The organism is Paenibacillus sp. Dod16 (assembly GCF_049893405.1).
GTDB lineage: Bacteria > Bacillota > Bacilli > Paenibacillales > Paenibacillaceae > Paenibacillus_AQ.
The window spans coordinates 24,185-44,374 of record NZ_JBNDYG010000028.1 but is presented as its reverse complement, the minus strand read 5'-3'; the positions used below and the strand labels follow the sequence as shown (position 1 = coordinate 44,374).

General features: G+C 48.1%; 15 protein-coding genes and 1 riboswitch. Of the genes, 13 read left to right on the top strand and 2 right to left on the bottom strand.

Annotated features, from left to right (window positions below):
• Positions 1-167: 167 nt before the first annotated feature.
• From ACPV3A_RS19640 to ACPV3A_RS19630, 3 genes are all read left to right on the top strand, one after another.
• The gene (locus tag ACPV3A_RS19640) at positions 168-1,541 is read left to right on the top strand and encodes an MFS transporter (protein ID WP_426200666.1); all 1,374 of its coding nucleotides are present in this window, start codon (positions 168-170) and stop codon (positions 1,539-1,541) included.
• Positions 1,538-2,461 carry an NADP-dependent oxidoreductase gene (locus tag ACPV3A_RS19635; RefSeq protein ID WP_426200664.1) on the top strand — a complete coding sequence of 308 codons (924 nt, stop codon included), beginning with the start codon at positions 1,538-1,540 and terminating at the stop codon, positions 2,459-2,461. Before ACPV3A_RS19640 ends, ACPV3A_RS19635 begins: the two co-directional genes overlap by 4 nt.
• Positions 2,462-2,598: 137 nt before the next feature.
• Positions 2,599-3,318, top strand: a complete 720-nt coding sequence (locus ACPV3A_RS19630) for a YebC/PmpR family DNA-binding transcriptional regulator (RefSeq protein WP_071218688.1) — start codon at positions 2,599-2,601, stop codon at positions 3,316-3,318.
• Positions 3,319-3,435: 117 nt separating this feature from the next.
• On the opposite strand, the gene ACPV3A_RS19625 is transcribed toward ACPV3A_RS19630, so the two are convergent.
• The gene (locus tag ACPV3A_RS19625) at positions 3,436-4,644 is read right to left on the bottom strand and encodes a peptidase (protein WP_426200662.1); all 1,209 of its coding nucleotides are present in this window, start codon (positions 4,642-4,644) and stop codon (positions 3,436-3,438) included.
• A 330-nt stretch (positions 4,645-4,974) separates the two neighbouring features.
• Between ACPV3A_RS19625 and ACPV3A_RS19620 the strand changes: the two genes are divergently transcribed.
• The 5 genes from ACPV3A_RS19620 to ACPV3A_RS19600 all read left to right on the top strand — a co-directional run bounded on the left by ACPV3A_RS19620 (position 4,975) and on the right by ACPV3A_RS19600 (position 10,698).
• Positions 4,975-5,889 (top strand): LysR family transcriptional regulator, encoded by a 915-nt coding sequence (locus ACPV3A_RS19620; protein ID WP_426200660.1) that lies wholly within the window; start codon positions 4,975-4,977, stop codon positions 5,887-5,889.
• A gap of 129 nt (positions 5,890-6,018) precedes the next feature.
• The gene (locus ACPV3A_RS19615; RefSeq protein WP_194543233.1) at positions 6,019-6,483 is read left to right on the top strand and encodes a DinB family protein; all 465 of its coding nucleotides are present in this window, start codon (positions 6,019-6,021) and stop codon (positions 6,481-6,483) included.
• A gap of 256 nt (positions 6,484-6,739) precedes the next feature.
• Positions 6,740-7,261: a GNAT family N-acetyltransferase gene (locus tag ACPV3A_RS19610; protein ID WP_194543232.1), complete on the top strand. Its 522-nt coding sequence runs from the start codon at positions 6,740-6,742 to the stop codon at positions 7,259-7,261.
• 102 nt (positions 7,262-7,363) lie between these two features.
• Positions 7,364-9,799, top strand: coding sequence for a diguanylate cyclase domain-containing protein (locus ACPV3A_RS19605; protein ID WP_426200658.1), 2,436 nt, complete (start codon positions 7,364-7,366; stop codon positions 9,797-9,799).
• A 266-nt stretch (positions 9,800-10,065) separates the two neighbouring features.
• Positions 10,066-10,698 carry a YdcF family protein gene (locus ACPV3A_RS19600; RefSeq protein WP_220684843.1) on the top strand — a complete coding sequence of 211 codons (633 nt, stop codon included), beginning with the start codon at positions 10,066-10,068 and terminating at the stop codon, positions 10,696-10,698.
• A 10-nt stretch (positions 10,699-10,708) separates the two neighbouring features.
• Here ACPV3A_RS19600 and ACPV3A_RS19595 read toward each other — a convergent pair whose 3' ends face one another.
• Entirely contained in the window at positions 10,709-12,151 is a 1,443-nt protein-coding gene (locus ACPV3A_RS19595) for an ATP-binding protein (RefSeq protein WP_426200655.1), read from the bottom strand.
• A 253-nt stretch (positions 12,152-12,404) separates the two neighbouring features.
• A riboswitch (ZMP/ZTP riboswitch) is annotated at positions 12,405-12,485 on the top strand.
• Positions 12,486-12,568: 83 nt separating this feature from the next.
• Between ACPV3A_RS19595 and purT the strand changes: the two genes are divergently transcribed.
• From purT to ACPV3A_RS19570, 5 genes are all read left to right on the top strand, one after another.
• Entirely contained in the window at positions 12,569-13,729 is a 1,161-nt protein-coding gene (gene purT, locus ACPV3A_RS19590) for a phosphoribosylglycinamide formyltransferase 2 (RefSeq protein ID WP_426200653.1), read from the top strand.
• Positions 13,730-14,047: 318 nt separating this feature from the next.
• Complete coding sequence (locus ACPV3A_RS19585) at positions 14,048-15,406, top strand: MATE family efflux transporter (protein ID WP_216532198.1); 1,359 nt, start codon at positions 14,048-14,050, stop codon at positions 15,404-15,406.
• 198 nt (positions 15,407-15,604) lie between these two features.
• Positions 15,605-17,239: a response regulator gene (locus tag ACPV3A_RS19580; protein WP_426200651.1), complete on the top strand. Its 1,635-nt coding sequence runs from the start codon at positions 15,605-15,607 to the stop codon at positions 17,237-17,239.
• Between the two features lie 5 nt (positions 17,240-17,244).
• Entirely contained in the window at positions 17,245-19,074 is a 1,830-nt protein-coding gene (locus ACPV3A_RS19575; protein WP_426200649.1) for a cache domain-containing sensor histidine kinase, read from the top strand.
• Entirely contained in the window at positions 19,067-20,068 is a 1,002-nt protein-coding gene (locus ACPV3A_RS19570; RefSeq protein WP_426200647.1) for a substrate-binding domain-containing protein, read from the top strand. Before ACPV3A_RS19575 ends, ACPV3A_RS19570 begins: the two co-directional genes overlap by 8 nt.
• Positions 20,069-20,190: the final 122 nt, after the last annotated feature.

The window sequence follows — 20,190 nt, the reverse complement described above, 5'->3', positions numbered from 1 at the left end:
CCTATACACTCCAGTATATGATCTATATAGCACATTATATATTTTTGTTTATTTCGAACCCATTATAAAATAAACAACGAGAGGAAAACAATCCCTTTTAAGATTTGTACATCGGTACACAAACGTAATAGGGTATCCCTTTTAAAATTCGGAAGGAAGGGGCTTTTATGGGAATCGGGAAAAGAAAGTCATCAAGCGAAGCATTAATCAGCGTTCTGGCACTTACTCTTGCCATATCGGTTATGAATGCAACGATGTTTAATATCGTGCTCCCAGAAATCAGGCGAGAGTTTGGGCTGAGCATGGCCGAAGTCAGCTGGGTAACGACATCGTATTTGCTTGTATTTGCTATGGGAAGTGTTATCTACGGAAAGCTTGCCGATCGTTACAAGCTGAAAATCTTGATTTCCATCGGGTTTATCACCTTTATAGTCGGTTCGGTTATCGGGATGCTGTCTCAGGTTTACGGAATGCTCATCTTCGGAAGGATGCTGCAGGCTGCAGGATCAGCCGTCATACCGGCGATATCCGGCATCATCCCCGTGCGCTATTTTCCTCCGAAGCAAAGGGGAAGAGCTTTAGGGATATCGATGACAGGCGGCGCTATCGGCAGTGCAGCTGGTCCAGCCGTAGCGGCAATGCTTGTAAGCATTGTCCATTGGCGCGTGTTATTTTGCATGCCGTTACTCATTCTGTTGACATTGCCTTTCTACTACAAATATTTACATGATGAAAGAGTTGGCACAGCCCAAATGGATTGGCCCGGTTGCGGTCTGCTAGCAGGAGCTGTAGCTAGCCTGCTGCTCTCTATTACGAATCCAACAGCATTGACCCTGATCAGTTTTGTCCTGCTATTGACTTGTTTCATCTGGAGAATCCGGAAAGCTGCAGCTCCTTTTATAAACCCGGGGGTATTCAAAAACGTTCGTTACACGCTTGGCTTGGTAATTGCTTTCGCAGCAACAGGAATAGGATATTCTCTTGTGTTCCTGACGCCGACGCTGTTAACGCAAGTTCACCAATTGAGGCTGGGTTTGACGGGATATGTTATGGTGCCAGCAGCAATCGCTACCGCATTACTCAGCAAATTTGGAGGCACGATGGCGGACCGTAAAGGCACTTCATATCTGTTCCACATCGCCGTAAGCTTATTTCTGTTCTGTTTTCTATTATTATCGTCATTTACGGGGGCCTCGCCTGTATGGATTGCCTTGTTCCTGATTCTCGGTGGTGTCGGGCAAGCCTTTATGTCGATTGCGCTGTCCAAATCCATTTCATTGACGCTGCCGCATGAACAAAGTGGAGTGGGAATGGGTATATTGTCGATGTTGAATTTCATGGCAGGAGCGATATTTGCCAGCCTTTACGGAACCATGGTGGATCTGGAAGCCGCTAAGGCTTGGAACCCGTTGATCCACGATCTGAGCGCGTATGTCTTTAGCAATATATACTTCATGCTGATGATCATGATTGCAGTTGTAGCGGCGCTTTTTATTTCATTTTTTAATAAGCATTACGAAAAGAGGAGATGTTGCAGATGAAAGCTATGGCCATTACTTCATTCGGTCCACCTGAGGTCTTAAAATTAACGAAAATGAAGCAGCCGCAGGCAGGACCGGGTACTGTGCGAGTCCGCGTGAAGGCAGCTGGCGTGCTGCCCTTTGATTGCGGGGTTCGCAACGGAACCATAGGCTATGTCCGTCAACAGCGTTTCCCGATGATACCGGGCAATGAGTTCGCTGGCGTGATCGATCAGGTCGGGGAAGGCGTCGATCAATTCGCAGTGGGCATGGAGGTACTTGGGTTCTCACTGCTCCATTGTTACGCTGAATATGTCGTGGTGGATGCGGATCAGATTGTAATCAAACCCGAGCGCATGCCATGGGAAATAGCTGGAGGTTTCTCCGGTAATGGCCAGGGGGCACATATGGCATTGAAATCTGTTGGAATTGAGGAAGGAGACACCGTGCTCATCCATGCCGCGGCAGGCGGGTTTGGTACCTTTGCATGCCAGTTGGCAAAAGCCTGGGGCGCAGCAGCTGTCATTGGAACCGCAAGTGAGCGCAATCATGAATATTTGCGGTCCATCGGCGTTATACCGGTTGCATATGGCGCTGGGCTTGTGGAAAGGGTCCGCAGAATCGCGCCGCAAGGAATCGATGCTGCAGTTGATGCTGCCGGCCCCGAGGCATTAAGGGCTTCTGCCCAGCTTGTGCACAACAAGGAGCGTATCCGCACGATGGTGTCGGACGAGACTGCTGTGGAGTTGGGTATACCCGTGCTAAGCGGCACGAGAACGGCAGCTAGACTGCAGGAGCTGGTGGATTTATATATGGAGAGTTATATTCGCATTCATATTCGAGAGGTGTTTCCGCTGCACGAGGCGCCGGAGGCGCATCGCCTTGTTGAAACGGGTCATGGCCGGGGAAAGGTGATCTTACTTGTCGGTGAACAGCACTGATTGATGGTTACGGGGACGTGTCTATTTTCCGGATCTACGCTCTTAACCTTGTTCAAGGGACTTAATAGATATATAATGGACGAGGGTATTTATTGAATACCGGCTACAGATTCAATAATGAAAGTGAGCGGAAATATATGGGCCGTAAATGGAATAATATTAAAGAGAAAAAAGCATCCAAGGATGCAAATACAAGTCGCGTATATGCGAAATTTGGTGTCGAAATTTATGTGGCAGCCAAGAAGGGGGAACCGGATCCCGAGTCCAACCGTGCGCTGAAGGTTGTTCTTGAGCGCGCCAAAACATACAATGTGCCGAAAGCCATTATTGACCGCGCCTTGGATAAAGCCAAGGGCAGCGGGGATGAGAATTATGAAGAGCTTCGCTATGAAGGTTTTGGTCCGAACGGTTCGATGATCATTGTTGACGCTTTAACCAACAACGTCAATCGTACGGCGCCTGCTGTACGTTCTGCCTTTAATAAGAACGGCGGCAATATGGGCGTCAGCGGTTCAGTGTCTTATATGTTTGATCCAACCGCAGTCATCGGCGTCGAAGGTAAGTCGGCTGAGGAAGTCATGGATCTGCTGCTCGAAGCCGACCTGGATGTCCGTGACATCCTGGAAGAGGAAGAAGCTGTGATCGTCTATGCAGAACCCGACCAGTTCCATGCGGTTCAGGAAGCATTCAAAGCCGCTGGTATTACGGAATTTACCGTTGCCGAGCTTACCATGCTGGCTCAGAATTTTGTCACCTTACCGGAAGATGGCGTTGCCCAGTTTGAGAAGCTGATCGATGCTCTTGAAGATCTCGAGGATGTTCAGCAGGTGTATCACAACGTGGAATTTGAGGAATAGTTCGTAACGATTAATATCTTACTACATTAAAACACCATCGTATTCAGGAATCCTGAGTACGATGGTGTTTTTTTGTGATTTATTTTAGCAGCGGCGGTAAGCAGCCAGAGCAACAGCTTAGTTGTCGGCTTGAACCATAATCACTTCAGCGGATGTGATTGCTGGAATGGACATGGTCATGATAGGCGAGTGGAAGACCACGATGTTCATGCCGGGTTCCAGCTTCTCGTCGGGATTCAGTCCAATCACTTGAGTATCCTTGGAGATGTTGATGACGATGTCGTTGTCGTTGGATTGATCTGAACCTACATTGATATACACTTGATCCTTTGACGTGCGTTCGGATGTAGTTATCGTGCCTTCGACTTTGGGCGCTGAGGTGTCGGAGACCACGATCTTATCTGCATGCGGCAGGGCAGGGTAAATCACGGACACGTATTCAGCTTCGATTCGCAGACCCGATTTTAAGGCTTCAGCCGTTAACGATTTGCCCCCGGCATCTACAATCTTTGTGTCGCCATCAACAGCGAGCACAACGTATTCGAGGTCACCTGCTTTAGCTGGTTTACCGGAAACGCTTATTCTTCCATCCTTCATTTCTGTAAGGATGCCGTCAATGCCGGCAGCTTGCTCCTGATCGTTATTCTCGGCATTCGTGTTGACCCGTATATAATTCGTTGAGGATTGAGGCGGCATGCTTAACGCCACGTAAGGTCCATAGAAAGCGCGAATACTCATGCCGGCTTCCAGGTCGCTTGCTTTCAGTGCGCTGCCGTTTTGATCGATGATTTTTGCTTTTGGATCCAGATGAAGCAGCATGGTTTCTTCACTGTCGTTGTACAGATTGGTTCCTTCCACCAGAATGCCTTGTTTGGTTACCTCCGAGATGGTTCCATCAATACCGGCGAGGTCGTTATCCTGTACAATGATCGTAAGAGCCGAACCTTGAGCGGGTAGGCTCTTCGTTATGTTTGGGTTATAGAAAGCTTTTATCGCTTTGTTTTTATCCACGATCGTTTGGAGCTGGACTTGGTTGCCTTTGGCATCAATGATTTTAGTATCTTTGGATATCGAGAGCTTGATTTCTTGTTGATCGGTTGCTGCCAAGCCGCGGCCGGTTACGATAATCCATGTGCCTGATTTGTCATTGACGAAGTCCGTTATGTAACCCATCGTTCCAGGAACGCTTTTCTTCACCTGATTTGTGATGTTGCCTTGTCCCTTATGGGCTGCAGCAGGAGGGACGGCCTGTGCATTCGCTGCTATTGGCAGTGCGGCCATCGCGAGAACCGTAGCGGTTGCTAGTACTTTGTAGATTTTTTTCATGGTAGGTATCCTCCAAATGTAGATTATCCTAGAACGCTAGGATTCAGCTAAGTCGTATCATGAATTGGTAAAATGTACTTGCTGCACCACTATAGACGGGAGAAATGTTAAAAGGTTGCAGGACCATGAAGAATCATGAAAACGGATCATCATGCTGATTACGAACTCGGATCACCAAGAAGTCAGAGCTCCTTATATTCAGAGCACTCCCCTCGATGTGTCCTATATTCGATTCAGCAGTTTACAAATGGACTTCATTTAGGATATAAACGATCTAAATGATCGCAACAGATTGACCAGGTGAATAGATCAAGAATCGAGGGATGACCTATGAATCTTCATGCACTACGCATTTTTAATGATGTCTCCAAGACGGGAAGCATTACGAGATCGGCCAGCAATCTGCTGTTAAGTCAACCAGCCGTTACGGCCCAAATCCGCAATTTGGAGCGGGAGCTCGGCATGAAATTGATTGAGGCTAACGGACGCAATATTCAATTGACTGAAGCAGGCATTGCCTTGGCCAGGCATTCCCAACGGTTATTTGCGATGGAAGCCGAGATGGAAGAGATGATGGAGGCCATCAAATCCGGTCAGCAGGGAAGTTTGCGAATATGTGCAACCGAGCTGCCCGAGAGCGCTTTGCTGCCCGGATGGCTGGTTGGGTATAAGCAGGAGCATCCAAGGATGGAGGTGCAGCTGCTGAAAGGAAATTCCCGAACTGCGCTGCAGCGGTTACAGGACAATTCGGTGCATATCTCCATCGTATGCGGCAGCTGGTCCATTGAAGCGGAAGATATCGAGTCCTTTACAATAATGGAAGATGAATTAATTTTTGCTGTGCCTGCCCTTCATCGACTAGCCGATAAAGAAGTGACATTCCTTGAGCTTATGGAGGAACCCTTTGTGTTGAGGGAAGAAGGAAGTTACACGCGAAAACGGTTATGGTCGTTGATAGAGTCATCGGATGCACGCGAACCTCGCTGTTCCATAACGATAGAGGGGTTGAAGGAATCCATTGAAGCGGTAAAAGCGGGATACGGGGCTGCGTTAGTTCCTGCTCTTTCTATCAAGAAAGAACTGGTTTCGGGCGAACTTGGCAAGGTTAAAGTGTCTGGCGTAACTTTCCCGCACCCTATTCGGGTATGCATCAAGAGACAAGAAGCGAGACCTGCGCAAGTCCATTCGTTTATTTCTTATATTCAAGCGGATATCCGCGAAAAAAACCAGTATATCCATGGATGATGAAGGCTTGCCCTTGATTCATCCATTTTTTTTATGAAACGGAGTGAAAACAATATTATTTCTTTATCCGCATATGGAGTACACTCGGTTAAAGCGGACGCTGGATATTAATGAGAAGGAGTGGGCTGCATGAGAGCATACCTGTTTGAACATTTGGAATTTGTGCGTGCACAAACGTTGAATCTTGTAAGGGATCTCCCGGATGATATAGCGGAGTTGATTCCGAGTGGAATGAATAACCACGTGAAATGGAATATGGGACATGTTTTATTCATAGCGGAAAGGTTTGCGTTCGGCGTGAACGGAGAACCTATAACCCTTCCCTCTGAATATACCGAGCTGTTCCGATCGGGTTCAAAGCCAAGGGAGATTAGCGAAGCATGGCCATCCATACACGAGCTTGTCGAACTGCTTGAGGGTCAGGTCCACCGAATCGAACGCAGGTACAACGGGCATTTGCACGATACGGTTTTATCCCCCTATACAACCTCCAAAGGTTTAAAGTTAACCCGGGTCGAAGAATTCTTAAGCTTTTGCTTGTATCATGAAGGCATGCATTTTGATAAAATGAAATCGATTCTCAGCCAAGTCTAAGTTGTAATGAAATGAAACACAAAGAAACAATTTGAGATGAGAGCGATAAGCGGAAAAATAACCAGAAATTTGACATATTATGAAGGAATGTCACTCTTTTGATCGAATCTTTAATGAAAGTAAGTTGAAAAGTGAAAGAGGGTGACCCGGCGTAATTAAGAAAGATCTGTATATACGGCGAATCGCATTTGCCTCTGTATTGAAGTGTGCGGTATGAAGAGGACACTTGAATACATTTTGAAGAGGAGTCGGGCAAATGGATATCGTAACGGAAAGATTAATAATTCGCGAGTTTGAACCAGAAGACTGGCAGGATGTTCTGCAATATACATCCGATCCGGTGGTGATGCATTACATGCCTGAGCCTGTGCATACGGAAGAAACAGTAAAACAATTTCTTGCTCAGAACAAGGGCGATAAAGCTCATCATTATGCCGTCTGCCTGCAAAAGGAACAACGGGTGATAGGACATGTGGTGTTTCATCCATGGTTCGGCGAACATACCTATGAAATCGGCTGGGTGTTTAATTCAACCTATCACCGTAGGGGGTATGCCACGGAAGCTGCCAGAGCTTTGCTTCAGCACGGTTTCGAAGTAATGGGGTTGCATCGGATCATTGCGACATGCCAGCCTGAGAATACACCTTCGTATCGGGTGATGGAGAAGCTGGGTATGAGGAGAGAAGGCTATTTTCAACAGTGTATTCCTCGTGGCGATATCTGGTGGGATGAGTATTACTATGCTATGCTGAAGACTGAATGGCGTACAATCTCATAGTTCTATTGTTATAATATGCTGTGCCCAATGGATCTCTTATAACAATGAGATGCATTGGGCTTATTTGATATTAAATCTGTGAATAAGGGAAGTTGATAAGCAATGACGGAACAGGATCCACTAAATCGAGAGCTGCTGACGGAGGGCGATTATGTAACGGATGGACCGATCGACCTGACGAATTGCGAGAAAGAACCTATTCACATTCCAGGATTTATTCAGCCCCATGGCGTACTGCTTGCCATTAACCCTATTGATGACTATAGGATCGCCCAATGCAGCCGAAATACCAATCAGTTCTTAGGCATTAGCGCAGAAGCACTTCTGGGACAGCATTTGGAAGCGCTTATTGGAAAGGCCCAATTTGAGCTGATGATTCATCGGGATCTTCAGGCGATCGCCACGCCCGATTTACAGTATATCAATTTAACGATTCCGGTTGGGGATGAGCCGGTTGCGTTTTTCGGAATTGTCCACGAAAGCGAAGGGTTGATACTGCTTGAATTGGAGCTGGTATTGGAAGATACCGTAGCCTTTACAGATGATTTTGAAAGGATACAGACGTTTTTCAGTCGCATGAAACGAACCGAGAATCGTGTGGAGGCGAGTCAAGTGGCTTGCGAGCTCGTGAAGGATATTCTCGGATATGACCGCGTAATGCTCTATGAGTTTGATGATCACTGGAACGGAAAAGTGGTTGCCGAAGCTAAAGAGCAGGAGCTGGAGCCTTTTTTGGGACACCATTATCCGGCATCGGATATTCCTAGGCAAGCCCGTGAACTGTATCTAAGAAATTGGCTGCGGACGATTGTTGATGTGAGTTATACGCCGGTCGAGATTATTCCTACGGTACAACCATTGACTGGCAAGCCATTGAATCTCAGTTTATCCGCGCTGCGGAGTGTATCTCCGCTTCATATCGAATACCTTCATAATATGGGGGTTGGCGCGACAACCACGATTTCCCTTATCCATGACAACCAATTGTGGGGTTTGATTACTTGTCATCACTATAGTAGAAAATATGTATCCCACCGGACCCGCAACCTGTGCAACTTTCTGGGCTCCTTTTTCTCCAACGAGCTGTATCAACGACAGCAGCTCGACGATTATCAAACCGAGTTGAGGCTCAGAATTTTATCCGCCCGCATTACCGAAATTTTCATCGGCCAAACCGATGTATTCCATGTTATCGAACAGCTTGACAACGAGGAGCAGACCTTGCTCGATTTAATGAGAGCTACCGGGGCTGTCGTTTATTATCAAGATAATTTGATGCTGTACGGTACGACACCAACTTCGAAGCAAGTCATGGAGCTTGCCGGCTGGTTATCTGCCCAGGCCGAAGATTATACGTACCACAGTTCTGAACTCAGTGCCGAATATGAACCCGCTAAAGCTTATAAGGATATCGCATCAGGTGTATTGTATCTCGCTTTGTCACCAGGCCAACAAAATTATGTCATGTGGTTCAGGCCCGAGGTTGTTCAAATTGTGGATTGGGCCGGCGATCCGGCCAAAGCCATTATCCAAGAGGAGGATAAGGTCCGTTTATCTCCGCGTAAATCTTTCGAGAAATGGAGACAAGTGGTTGAGGGGACCTCATATTCTTGGAAGTCACAGGAGTTAAGCGTTCTCCCGCAATTGAAGTCGATCGTTCGCAAGCAGACGGATGATCAATTAAGGCAAGCAAAAGAACAGGCCATACAGAATGCGAGAATTTTCAGAGAGAACGAAGAACGGTACCTGCAGCTCATGGGCCTGTCGCCTGTCGCTTTCTTGTCACTGACAACGGCAGGTACCATTATGTATTGCAATGTGCAGGCCGAATCGCTGTTCGGTGCAAAGAAACCCGAAGAGCTGCTGCAGCTTGAGATATATAAGTTGGCTAGAGAAGATTCGCGAGTTGATCTGAGAGAGCAGATCAAACGGATGGAGCAGAATCAAACCCAGTTAGTATCCGGCAGCGGCAGGTTTGTTACGCTGGAGGGCAACGGGATCGAGCTTGAATTTATGCTGGCTGCTATTCATCAAGGGCGTAAATCCTACATTATGGTGATTCTGAGAGAAGGTACGGCGGAAGATGGCCCGGATCGGGTATACTCCGATGTGCTGGATCAGCTTCAAAATTATGTGACAACAGACCCGCTGACCGAACTGCCCAATCCGCTGACTTTTGAAAAAGAACTGTCGATGGACTGGGAGGAATGTGTTCAGAATAAGCTGCCTTTAGCCTTGATGATGGTCGATATTGACGACTTCCGGGTATATAATACCCTTCATGGTTTATATGGCGGTGATTTATGTTTGCAATGGATAGCCGATGCCCTGAAAATTATTGGCGAACCCTACGGAGCGTCCATATCACGCTACGGTGGCGGGACCTTTATCCTGAAGCTGAAAAACGAAAGCCCCGAACGTACCTATGAATTGGCTGAGAAGATACGCCTTGGCGTGCTTGCACTCAGCATTCCCAAGGATCGCTCGGCAGAGGATGGGTTTATGACCGTTAGCGTGGGGGCGGCATGCCCATGTTAAAGTTCACGGATTTGATCGCGGAGACGGAGAAAGCGATGCATATTGCCAAGAGCAAAGGGAAGAACAGAGTCACGCTGTATGGATATGATGCGGATTAAACGGTAGATTCGAGTTTGTGTTACTCTCGGTAGTGCTAGAATAAAAAAACGATAGTTGACAGCAAAGAAAGCCCGACGCTCTCAATAAGGGAGCAAGCAGGCTTTTTTTGCTGAAAATGATAGAATGGACACTAAGGGTAGATTAAGATTGGGCGCTGGGGGTGCAGCATGACACGAAATATGCCGGCAAGGGAAGCTCGGGGCAGAAGAAAGCGTACCGTGATTTATGTGTTGGGGGTATTCATTGGAATCCTGTTAATTTATACGCTGTATGTGGGCATCACCATTTGGAATTATGCGCAAAGAACAGCCAATATCCCGTCTGATGCAGCCATCGTGCTGGGGGCTGCTGTATGGGAAGGGAAGCCATCGCCTGTTTTTCAGGGACGCATTGATCATGCGCTATGGCTGTATGACCGGCAGTACGTAGACAAGCTGATATTTACAGGGGGACGCAGTTCGGAGGATGAACTTGCCGAATCGGATGTTGCCAGGCAGTATGCCATCGAGCATGGTGTTCCGGAGAGTGACATCCTTGTCGAGACGGCTTCGACGATCACGGAGCAGAATCTGCACTTTGCCAATAAGGTAGGAGATTCAGCAGGACTGTCCTCTTACCTCATTGTAAGTGACCCGCTGCATATGAAGCGGGCGATGATGATGGCGGAAGATATGGGATTGGAAGCCAATCCTTCGCCCGCAGCCCGGAGCGCGTATCAGAGCCTGAGAAGCAAAGTTCCTTTTCTAATCAGAGAAGTCTTTTATTACATCGGTTATCAACTGGCATCACCATTCCGATAATATGTATGCGTTATAAAGCCGGTAAATGGATCGTAAAGGTTGTCCCATGATTGGGTATGCTCTCTACATTCATCGTACCGCCATGATTATGAATAATGTTCTTGGTAATCATCAGTCCGAGTCCCGTCCCGGTGTCTTTGGTCGTAACAAAGGGCTGTCCCAGGGATTGGATTTGTTCCTGCGTCATGCCAATCCCTTCGTCCTGCACGATGATTCGAACCTCTTGAGCGTTGTGCAAAATGTCCAAGGTAATGGTTCCCCCTTGATTCATCGCTTCCATGGCATTTTTCAGCAGATTGATGAACACTTGCTTGAGCTGGTTTACTTCACCCTGAACGAAGACCGGTGCCATCGGATAATGAGGGATGATCTCGATATTTTTGAGGGCTGCTTGAACCTTCATAAGGGTAATGATCTGTTCCATAATGGCAAACACGTCGATGGGTCCGCTGACATGAACGCTCTGCGGTTTCGAGAGCACCAGGAGTTCATTGACAATGAGTTCGATGCGTTTGAGCTCCGATTCAATGATTTCAAAATAGAGCTCGTTGCTTCGTTCCGCAGATCGCAGCAATTTTACGAATCCGTTAATCGAAGTTAAGGGATTCCGAATTTCATGGGCAATGCCGGCGGCCAACTGGCCGGCGGTGGTCAGCTTCTCGGATTGCATCACGCGATCTTCTTCCATCTGCTGCTCTGTGATGTCCTTGAAGATTCCGACCGCCGCTTTTTCGCCTTCATAATTTATGATCAACGTGAATCCCGTGACCATTTTCTCCTGCCCGTCCAGACAGCGTATCAGATAATCGACGCTTCCGATCTCTCCGCTCTCGGCATATTTTGCCCTGCGTTTCATCAGTTTGTTATGGTGCGATGCGTCGACTACCACGTCGGTTGAAATCCCGAGGACGTCACGGGGATGCGCAGCATTAACAAGTCTGAGCGCGGCAGGATTAACATAGTGGACAATGCCTTTTTTTGTTATGAGTACGGATAAGGGGAGTCCTTCCAACAGCTGCAAAAACGAATTTTCCTTCTCGTTTAGCTTCTGTTCCTTCAGCTCCAGCTGCTTCATAAGTTGTCTCAGCAAGGTTCGATCTTCAAACTGTACCAAGCAGCCACGGAAATTCTGCGCCAGCTCCTCCTTAACGCTGATACGTACACTGAGGTATACTTCACGATCGGATGGATGGTGGTAAACATATTCAAACTGGGTTATGGATTGCTGTTGATCTTGAGTGGCTCTTGCGTTCCAAACCACTTGATTCAATAAGGCGCGAATGCTGCTATCTTCTTGTGGCGCCCCGGCAGTTAACTCCTGCTGTGAATATCCCAATAGATCACTTAGTGCCGAATTGACCTTAAGAATCGAACCATCAAGCGATATCATTGCCATTCCGATTACGGCTTGTTCAAAGGCAAAATCATGATTGGGGTTGGAATAGGGCAGCACAGCAAGTCTCCTTTCAAATATCTGACAGGAATGAATTTATCCATATTATATGTTGGACCCTATCATTCATCAATCCTTTAAAGCGATAGATCAATAACGAAATTTCTCGTTTTGGCGATAAATCCACCCTAAGAAGTGGCTTTCGCAATCGCTGAAGGATGCCATCGATATGCTGAAGTCTAAATCCTAATGTCGCCTTACGGTGATATTGCAATTAACGGGAAGATTAAGTATGATTTAAATAACAATGTATAGGTTTATGTGTAACTGGCGTAGCATGGGGGACCATGAGGGAGCACATAGATGACGACGGCCGTACGCCTGGGCAGAGGTAAGGGAAGCTTATTTCCCTTACCTCTTTATTATTTTCTGCTTTTTTATAAGTCTCTGAAACTACGAAAAGGGGATCAAACAACGATGTTAAAAACGAAGAAAATACTGCTGCTAGGATCGGGAGAACTGGGAAAAGAAGTCGTGATTGAGGCGCAGAGACTGGGTGTTGAAACCGTAGCGGTCGATCGTTATGCCGACGCTCCTGCCATGCAGGTTGCCGATCACAGCCATGTCATCGACATGCTGGATGGGGAGAAATTACGCGCAATCATCGAGCTGGAGAAGCCGGACCTGATCGTACCCGAAATCGAGGCGCTGGCTACTTCGGAGCTGATTAGGCTGGAGGAAGAGGGGTACCGGGTTATTCCTACTGCCAGAGCTGCGAAGCTTACGATGGATCGTGAAGGGATTCGCCGGTTAGCTTCCGAAGAATTGGGGCTGCCTACTGCGGACTATCGATTTGCCGATACTTATGAGGAGTTTAAACGGGCTGTTCTGGACATGGGTTTTCCGTGCGTAATTAAACCGCTGATGAGTTCCTCAGGCAAAGGCCAGAGTGTATGCCGCTGCGAAGGGGATATCGAGTCCTGCTGGAACATCGCGATGGAAGGCGGCCGCGTGCAGAACGGCAGAGTGATCATTGAGGAATTCATTACGTTCCAGTCAGAGATCACGCTTCTGACCGTTCGCTCCGTTAATGGAACAAGCTTCTGTGCGCCAATCGGTCATATTCAGGAGAGCGGGGACTATATCGAATCCTGGCAGCCGCACAACATGTCCGATGAGCAAATGGAGGAAGCTAAATATATTGCAAGGACGATTACCGACGAGCTTGGCGGATATGGATTGTTTGGTGTTGAATTGTTCCTTGCTGCGGATAAAGTGTATTTTAGCGAGGTGTCTCCGCGACCGCATGATACCGGCTTGGTTACCCTGGTAACGCAAAATTTATCTGAGTTCGCGCTTCACGTCCGTGCCATTCTTGGTTTTCCAATCCCGGAGATCGAATTAATAACGCCGGGAGCCAGCCGTCCGCTGAAAGCTGCGCGAGAGCTGGAGAACTACACAATTACCGGTGCCGAGCAAGCACTGGCTGTTCCGAATACGCAGCTGCGCATTTTTGGGAAACCGGTGACCAAGGTTGGAAGACGGGTCGCAGTTGCGTTGTCAACCGCCGGCACAGTAGAGGAAGCGCGTTCGCGTGCGAAGCAGGCTTTGGATGAGCTTGTTATTGAAGAAGCTTAATCATTACCGATTCTTAGGGTGGTGCATCCATAATCTCATGAAAAAAGATCAACCGATTTACCGGTTGATCTTTTTTTTATTGAAATGATTTCGCGGATCAAAATCCGGTATGAGCCGTTCTGACCATAGTGACTTAGTTTTGTTAGTGGTTTTGATGATAAATATGCAGAAATTTATGTTCTTTCATGATAAGATACACAAGAATACAAACGACCCTCACCCATTATAATGTTTTCAAAGTGCTGCTCTATAGGCTTTACGTTATATTATCTAATAAAAATATAGAGGAACGTTTAGTGACGGCATAGGAGAATCTACATGAGAGACATGACGCAAGGAAGTCCGATCAAGCTGATCATCATGTTTACGATCCCGCTTTTGATCGGAAATATTTTTCAACAATTTTATAATATGGCGGATACCCTGATCGTTGGGCGCACCATTGGTGTGAACGCACTAGCGGCCGTTGGCTCGACCGGCAGTATTTTGTTTTTTGTTATTGGCTTTGCCCAAGGCTTGACGGCAGGTTTATCCATCATAACGGCGCAGCGTTTTGGCGCCAAGGACATCGCGGGCGTTCGCAAAAGCGTGGGAACGAGTATATGGATTAGCCTTGTATTCACGGTTTTTCTGACCATTGTGAGTGTCATATTCACGAGGCCTGTCCTCGTCATGATGAACACGCCGGCAGAAATCTTGGATGATGCTTATTCGTACTTAATCGTGATTAATTGGGGTGTTGGGGCAGCCGTCCTGTTCAACCTGCTGGCGAACCTGCTCAGAGCGCTTGGGGACAGCCGGACACCGCTTCTATTCTTGGTGGTCGCAAGCATTCTGAATATCGTACTCGATCTGTTATTTATTCTCGTATTTAAGATGGGAGTAGCCGGAGCAGGGCTTGCCACGGTGGTATCGCAGCTGTTCTCCTGCCTGCTCTGCTTGTTATACATTCATAAAAAAGTTCCGCTTCTGCAATTCAAGAATGCTGATTGGTCCATCGATTGGACGTTTATACGCCGGCATATGTGGGTCGGTTTCCCGATGGGCTTCCAAGCCTCCATCATTGCAATCGGTGCCATCATTCTTCAGATTACGCTTAACGGTCTTGGGGCAACAGCCGTAGCCGCATATACTGCTGCTCAGAAGATTGACATGCTCGCTACGCAGCCCATGAGTTCCTTTGGCATTACGATGGCGACTTTTGCGGCCCAGAACTTCGGTGCGAATCGCATAGACCGAATCAAGCTTGGAGTTAAACAATGTATATGGGTCTCGGGATCTTTCAGCATCGCCGTGGGGTTGCTGGTTATATTCGCGGGTCCTGCAGCCGTCAGCCTCTTTGTCGGTCAAGGACAGGAAGAATTGCTGTCCCTTAGCAGGCTGTATTTCTTATCGAACGGAAGCACCTATTTGCTTCTGTCGCTGTTGTTCATCTACCGCTTCACGCTGCAGGGACTGGGACAGAGCTTTATCCCAACCGTAGCCGGCATCATGGAACTGATTATGCGGGTATTGGCTGCCATCTTCCTGACCGCGCAGATCGGGTTCCTCGGCGCAAGCCTGGCGAACCCGCTGGCTTGGCTCGGAGCCGTCATCCCGCTCGGCATTGCCTACTACCTGAGCATTAAAAGGCTAGGCACGCCTGCTAATCCCGTCTCCATACCGGCCCAGGCGTAAGGATTTTATACAATCGAGTTCAGAACGAATCATGACTTAACGAACAGAAATCACTCTGTTGTTCAAGAGCCATGTATTCGTTCTTTTTTTTGCCTCAAAACAGCGTGTAAATGATGCATTCCAAATTTGGATGGGCCGCGGTAAGATCACATTAGATTCTTTTAACTAATTTGACAGATTAGAACAGGAGGGGTTGCCTTGTACAAAGTGCTGTTAGTGGACGATGAAGCCGACGTAAGAGAGGGACTCGTGCAGGAAATCCAGTGGGAAGCCTGCGGATTCACGATCGAGGGAACGGCGGAGAACGGGAGAGAGGCTGTGGAGCTTGCGGAGCGATTGGAGCCGGATGTTGTCATTACCGATATCAGTATGCCGTTTCAGGATGGGCTCCAGCTGGCCTCATGGCTCAGAGAGTTTCAGCCGCTGTGCAAAATCGTGATCTTAACCGGATACGATGAATTTGATTATGCCCGTCAAGCGATTACGCTTAGCGTGGACGAGTATTTGCTTAAACCTTTCTCAGCCGAAAGCTTTATGGAGCTATTGAGGAAGATCAAGGGCAAGATCGATTTGGAGGTTGCAGAGCGCGAGGATGTGCGCCAGTTGAAGGAGCATTACCGCACGAGCCTGCCATTGCTGCGGGAATCGTTTCTTTCGTCGCTGCTCACCCGGAAATTACCCCGCTCGATTATTGAGGAGAAGATTCGAAATTACGAATTATCATTGAATGGAGGTTGTTACCTTGCTGCGGTTATGGCCTTATATCCCGCTTCTGTTGATAAGGAGCAAACGTCCTCAGCCTCCCTACGCCATTCTGGAGACTTGGATTTAATGCTGCATGCCATGCTGAACATCGCTAAGGAGCTTCTGGATCCCTCATCTCTTGTAAGCGCATTCATATATCAGGACAGCATTGTGCTGCTGATTGCGAATGATGAGAGGGAGGAAGAAGCGTGGTTTAGCGAGCTGCAGGTGACACTTGACCGTTTATTAAAAAGCATTCTTCATTATTTGAAGCTGCCGGTTACGATTGGCGTGGGCTCACAGGTGGGGAATCTAACAGACCTGAAGCTTTCATATCAGGGTGCGCTGCTGGCGCTCGACTACCGATTGATTCTGGGTGCCGAGAAAGTCATTTTCATCGATGATGTCGAGCGTCCGAGACCGGAGGGGGTTCGTCTGGATGAATTAAAGGAGCAAGCGCTGATCCGCAGTCTAAAGCTCGGAACCGAAGAGGAATTGACCGAAGTCATTTCGCATATATTCGATGAACTCATTGGCGCCTCATGTACCATTCAGGACGTTCAGGTATACCTTCTGGAGGTTGTAACGGCCGTCTTGCGATCGGCCAAAGAATCCGGGGTTGAGATCGAGGCGTTGTTCGGTTCAGGATTTCAGCTGCATGCGGAGATTTTTAAGTTTTCCGGATTACAGGAGGCTAAAGCCTGGCTGCAGGACATTAGTTTGACCATACGAAAGCATATTGCCAGCTCCAGGCAGCATGCGTACAAAGACATTGTGGAGAAGGCACTCCAATATACACGGGAGCATTACATTGATTCGGAATTATCTCTGCAGAAGCTGTGCATGCAGCTTCATATTAGTACAGGCTATTTTAGCGCTGTGTTTAAAAGAGAAGTCAAAATGACCTACATGCAGTATTTGATGCAGCTTCGGATGGAAACGGCTAAGGAGCTTCTTCGATCATCGGATCTTAGAGCTTTCGAAATCGCGGAGCGTGTCGGATTTGCCGATCCGAATTATTTCAGCTTCTGCTTCAAGAAGTTGGTCGGCATCTCGCCCAAGGAATACCGGACACAAGCGAGGGGGTAGATCTGGTGAAAATCGCGTATGCCAAGCGGAACTCGATTAAACCAACCATTCAGCGATGGATTAGGCGATTTCGCGCACACAGCATTCAATCGATCATCATGTTGTCCTTCTCGGCATTTATTTTGCTGATCGTGATCGTGGTAGCCGTTCTGTTGTTCAATAAATTCTCCCGATCGGCGGAGCAAAGCGTGTTTCTGAATGCCCAGCAAATCGTGGATCAAGTAAGCTATAATCTCGAGGATTATGTGGATGGGATGGCACAGCTGTATCGGGCCATTGAGGAAAACATGCTAGCGGACGGGCAATGGGACGATGAGCAGGTTACTCAACAGCTGAACACCATCATGCGAAGCCGGGATGACATCGTCTCCATCGCATTATTTAATGAACAGGGCGATATGCTGAGGAACCATCCGGCTATGCCGGTTAAGGCCAGCGCGCGGGTGACGGAACAAAGCTGGTTTCACTCGGCCATGAGAGTCTCCAACCATCTGAGCTTCTCACTGCCGCATGTGCAGAATTTGTACGACCATACATTTAAATGGGTTGTCACGATGAGCAAAGGAATTACGGTTGTTCATAACGGGGAGCCAACATATGTCATTCTGCTGGTAGATATCAACTTCAAGAAAATCGATGAGCTAAGCAGCCGCATTAGCTTGGGTAAGCGGGGGTATGCGTACATCATCGATGAAGGAGCGGGAAACATCGTGTATCATCCCCAGCAGCAATTAATTTACATGGGGCTTCGGAATGAGAGTGTTGAGCGGTCACTTACTTCCACTGACAGCTACATTGATGAATCGGATGGAGTCAAGCGGCTGAACACGGTGAAATCAGTCGTTAATATAGGATGGAAAATCGTTGGGGTTTCCTATTTGGATGAAATCATGACCACAAGAGAAGAGGTCAATCGTTATCTGGTTCAGGTCGTCGCGATGGTTCTGGTGCTTGCCATCGTAGTTTCCCTGATTCTCTCGGCTATGCTGACCCGCCCCATCCGCCGGATGGGCAGAACGATGAAGGCGGTGGAACGTGGCGATTTCAATGTGGAGCTCCCGATGCAGGGGCCACTGGAAGTGGTACAGCTGTCCAGCCGGTTCAATCTGATGCTGGATAAGATCAGGCAGCTCATGAAACAGATTGTGAAAGAGCAGGAATCGAAGCGCAGATACGAGCTGGAAGCCTTGCAGGCTCAGATCAACCCGCATTTTTTATATAACACCTTGAATTCGGTTGTCCGCATGGTGGGCATGAGCAAGAAGGAGGAAGTCATTACGATGATCACTTCCTTGTCGAAGCTGTTTCGTTTGAGCTTGAGCAAAGGGAAGACCTCCATAAGCGTCCGTGAGGAGCTGGAACATGCAAGGCATTATTTGACCATCCAACAGATGAGATATAAACAGAAATTCGATTTTATGATCGAAGCGGATGAGGCAGCGCAGTCTTGCTACACGCTAAAGCTTGTGCTTCAGCCCTTAATCGAGAATGCCATAGTACATGGCATTGAATATATGGTGGATCAAGGACATATTCACATAACGGCTGCTATACAAGGCGATCTATTGGAGATGACGGTTAGGGACAATGGAGTCGGAATGTCTCCCGAGATGCTTGAAAGGATATTAGAGGTTGAAGCGCTGCGACAACATCCGGCTCCATTTATCAATACGGCAGGCTCCGGCGTGGCCGTTCGAAATGTTCATGACCGGATCCAATTATATTATGGGCATCGTTACGGTCTGGAATATGAGAGCGAGCTTGAAGAGGGTACTACCGTTCGCATACGGATACCGATTATTCACGAGCCAGGGGAGGAGCGGGAGCATGATTAGCATGCAGCGTGTGTTATGGATACCGGTTGTACAGAAAGGCCGTCTTGTTGTACTCATTCTATCCTTGATCTTCTTAACATCGTGTTCATCAGGCGCAACCATAGATGAGAATGAGCCCAAACTCCGGCACATTGCACTTGTGGCTCCCATACACGCCGAAGAGCAGGGGGATGCCATCCGATTAGGCGCCGAGGCGGCTGCCAAGGTATACGGAATGGTGCTTGATTATATCCCGCTGGAGCCTAGTGACGATGAAGCGGAGCAGCTGCAAGCTGCATTGAAGGTACTGGAGAAAGGTTCCTCCGCGATTCTGATCGATCCGGCATCCGAAGCCGTACTGTTGAAATTAGGTGATCATGCATCAGCAGCTGATGTCCCCATCATTGCTTTGAATGATGAGCGAATGACCACAGGTGTCCTGTCCGCCATCGCAATCCATAATGAGGCGGCCGGACGCAAGGCGGGTGAACAGCTGGCCGACTTACTTGGCGATCGGGGGGTTGTCGCCATACTTCGATCCGACAGGGAGGATCCCGACCTCATTGCCCGCGAAGAGGGAGCCAAAAGCGTATTGTCGGGAATTAGCGGGATTCAGATAGCGGACGGGGCAGCATGCGGCAAACGTGAAGATGCATGCTGGCAGGCGGCCAAGCAGCTGCTGGACCGGGAATCGGTTGACGGGATACTGGCACTCGATATTCAGGCCTCCTTGGGAGCGGCAAAAGAAGTCGCAAGACGGAACGTTCAGGGGAAGATCAAGATTGTCACCTTTGGAAGCGACCTGGAGCAGCTTCAGCTTCTGCAGGATGGCATCCTTCATAAACTCATTGTGCAGAACGGGTTCAGCACGGGGTATCTGGGAGTAGAACAGGCTGTAAAGGTATTGGATGGTTCGAAATATGACAAGCCGATTGTGCTTGAGACCAAGGTGATTGATGCGGACAACATGTTCTGGATGGATAATCAGAAGGTCCTGTTTCCATTTGTGAAGTAAAGAAATCGCGAAACTTAGAGGCAAAGTGATGAGAATTTTGCTAGAAAGCATGAGGATTTTGAATTCGAATGTCAGGAGCATTGCGGCATAATGGCGGTAGACAGTGCGATATGGCGCAGGAA